Origin of the sequence: Algoriphagus sp. NF (assembly GCF_028823735.1) — a bacterium.
Taxonomy (GTDB): Bacteria; Bacteroidota; Bacteroidia; order Cytophagales; family Cyclobacteriaceae; genus Algoriphagus; species Algoriphagus marincola.
Genome location: NZ_JAPEIB010000116.1, coordinates 1 through 554, shown reverse-complemented (window position 1 = coordinate 554; position 554 = coordinate 1). Strand labels below are relative to the sequence as shown.

1 protein-coding gene is annotated in these 554 nt (G+C 41.0%); it reads right to left on the bottom strand.

The window, feature by feature from the left end; genetic code table 11:
- Nucleotides 1–554 (bottom strand): IS110 family transposase (locus OU792_RS18625; RefSeq protein ID WP_274671067.1); only part of this gene is annotated, 554 nt, incomplete at both ends.

Here is a 554-nt window from a genome sequence, read left to right as displayed (position 1 = left end):
CCTTCAACGGTTCTTCTCTTGTAATAGGTCTTCATTTCGGTGCTGTATTGGATAGCCGTGCCTGCACATAAAGTCAGCAGTGTTTTAATTTTCTTATTCGCCAGGGTACTGGTTTTGGTTCTCCCTCGATAAGATGTACCTGACTGGTTGGGAAACGGTGCTGTTCCTGCATAACTGGCAAACTTCCTCCAGCTATCAAATAGGGTAAACCCTTCTGTTAAAACGATGAGTGCAACAGCTGTCTGCGGGCCTATACCTTTGATAGAATTAATCAGTTTGTATTGGTTCAATAACAGCTCATCTTTGCGCAAAAGTCTGTCTATTTCTTTCTCCACGGTTTGGATCTGCTTATCCAAACAAGCGATCACTTCGGTATTAGATTTTTGATAGACTTTTAATTTGTTTCCTGAAACAACAGCCTCATATTCTTTGATACGGGTGATGTAAGCTGCTCTGTCTTTTACAAGCCGCTCTCTGTAATTAAATAACTTTTTGAGGTCCTGGATGACCTTTTTGGGAAGAGTAGTAGGGATAATCTTCTCCTGCTTTTCATA